Annotated in this window: 2 protein-coding genes and 1 pseudogene; 2 read left to right on the top strand and 1 reads right to left on the bottom strand. The window is 50.3% G+C overall.

Features of this window, described 5'->3' with window-relative positions:
* Positions 1-240: pseudogene (locus tag HMPREF3139_RS10445) on the bottom strand (IS1595 family transposase); the annotation flags it as partial.
* 252 nt (positions 241-492) lie between these two features.
* Between HMPREF3139_RS10445 and acpP the strand changes: the two are divergent.
* Together acpP and fabF are read left to right on the top strand one after the other, a co-directional pair.
* Positions 493-729, top strand: a complete 237-nt coding sequence (acpP, locus tag HMPREF3139_RS01415; RefSeq protein WP_003679644.1) for an acyl carrier protein — start codon at positions 493-495, stop codon at positions 727-729.
* A gap of 162 nt (positions 730-891) precedes the next feature.
* Entirely contained in the window at positions 892-2139 is a 1248-nt protein-coding gene (gene fabF / locus HMPREF3139_RS01410) for a beta-ketoacyl-ACP synthase II (protein ID WP_070459816.1), read from the top strand.
* The last annotated feature ends 53 nt before the right edge of the window (positions 2140-2192 follow it).

The raw sequence follows: 2192 nt of genomic DNA, 5'->3' as shown, positions 1-2192 counted from the left end.
CCTTTACGCCGTCCGCCGAAATAGCTTTCGTCCAACTCGACAGGGCCCTCAAAAACCTCATCGGCAACCAAGGCCAGATAATGGCGGATAACCATACGAATTTTGCAGTAGAACAGAATAGCGGAGTTGGGCTGAATGCCCAAAATATCGGCAGCGGAACGGGCGGTAACTTCGAGTACAAAAAAACGAAGCAGTTCTTTCTGTACTTTTTTTCTTTAATTTGCAGTGTGTTATCTTCATATTTCGAGGGTAACATATCTGCTAATCTAGTACAGCCCCTTTTTTTAATAATGTTAATGTTAATACGTAACAAAACAAATTCCCGCTTGTAGGTTAAAATCAGGCTATGCTAATATGCACAACAACAGGTTTTTACTGAATAATCTGTGCTAAAATGCAGGATTAGATGGAAAACTCTATCCGAATTCGGTACAATACCGACGAATTATTTCCCTTAAACAACCTGCCGCAAGGCGAAAAGGAACGACTGACATGTCAAACATCGAACAACAAGTTAAAAAAATTGTTGCTGAACAACTGGGCGTAAACGAAGCCGAAGTGAAAAACGAATCTTCTTTCCAAGACGATTTGGGTGCTGACTCTCTGGACACCGTAGAACTGGTGATGGCTTTGGAAGAAGCTTTCGGCTGCGAAATCCCTGACGAAGACGCTGAAAAAATCACTACCGTACAATTGGCTATCGACTACATCAACGCCCACCAAGGCTAATCGGTCGCACCAAACATCCAGCCTCTGCTGCGCCATCGCAATAGAGGCTTTTACCTTATTATTAAACCCCTGAAATTTCAGACGGCATGAGTTTTGCCTGTTTTCACGAAGAAAAAGAGCAAGGCTGCCGCGAAAATCCCGACAACCAACAGCGAGATTATCATGAGTCAGAGAAGAGTAGTCATCACAGGTCTTGGCCAAGTATCACCGGTCGGCAACGACGTCGCCACCGCATGGAGCAATCTGCTCGCAGGCAAAAGCGGCATCGGACGGATTACCCGCTTTGACACATCCGACATCAACAGCCAAATCGCCGGCGAAGTGCGCGATTTCGACATCGGCCAATACATCAGCGCAAAAGAAGCGCGCCGCATGGACGTGTTCATCCACTACGGTATCGCCGCCGCCCTGCAAGCCATCAATGATTCAGGCTTGGACGATTTGGAAACCCTCGACAAAGACCGCGTCGGTGTCAACATCGGTTCCGGTATCGGCGGCCTGCCGAGCATTGAAGCGACCGGTAAAGCCGTTATCGAAGGCGGCGCGCGCAAAATCAATCCTTTCTTTATCCCAGGCTCGCTGATTAACCTGATTTCCGGCCATGTTACCATCCTTAAAGGCTACCGCGGCCCAAGCTACGGCATGGTTTCTGCCTGTACGACCGGTGCACACTCCATCGGTGATTCTGCACGACTGATTAAATACGGCGACGCGGATGTGATGATTGCCGGTGGTGCGGAAGGCGCAATCAGCACTTTGGGCGTTGGCGGTTTTGCTGCCATGAAGGCACTTTCCACCCGAAACGATGACCCTGCTACCGCTTCCCGTCCGTGGGACAAAGGCCGTGACGGTTTCGTTATCGGCGAAGGCGCTGGCGTGCTGGTGTTGGAAGAATTGGAACACGCGAAAAAACGCGGTGCGAAAATTTACGCCGAAATCGTCGGCTTCGGTATGAGCTCAGATGCCTACCACATTACCGCGCCTAACGAAGAAGGCCCTGCATTGGCGGTTACTCGTGCGCTGAAAGATGCCGGCCTGAATCCTGAAGACGTGGATTACGTCAACGCACACGGTACGTCCACTCCGCTGGGCGATGCCAACGAAACCAAAGCCCTCAAACGCGCTTTGGGCGATCATGCGCGCAAAGTCATTGTTAACTCTACCAAATCTATGACCGGCCACTTGCTCGGCGCGGCCGGCGGCGTGGAAGCGTTGTACAGCGTGTTGGCAGTACACGAGCAAAAATCTCCACCGACCATCAACATCTTTGAACAAGACGTTGAAGCCGGTTGCGATTTGGACTACTGCGCCAACGAAGCACGCGATGCGAAAATCGACGTTGCCATCTCCAATTCCTTCGGCTTTGGCGGTACCAACGGCACATTGGTATTCAAACGCTTCAAAGACTGATAGAAGGTTGTAAGTAGATTAAAAGGCCGTCTGAAACTGGATTTCAGACGGCC

The organism is Neisseria sp. HMSC15G01, assembly GCF_001808255.1.
Taxonomy (GTDB): Bacteria; Pseudomonadota; Gammaproteobacteria; order Burkholderiales; family Neisseriaceae; genus Neisseria; species Neisseria subflava_A.
The sequence above is the reverse complement of the archived record's forward strand: the minus strand, read 5'-3'. Positions and strand labels throughout refer to the sequence as shown.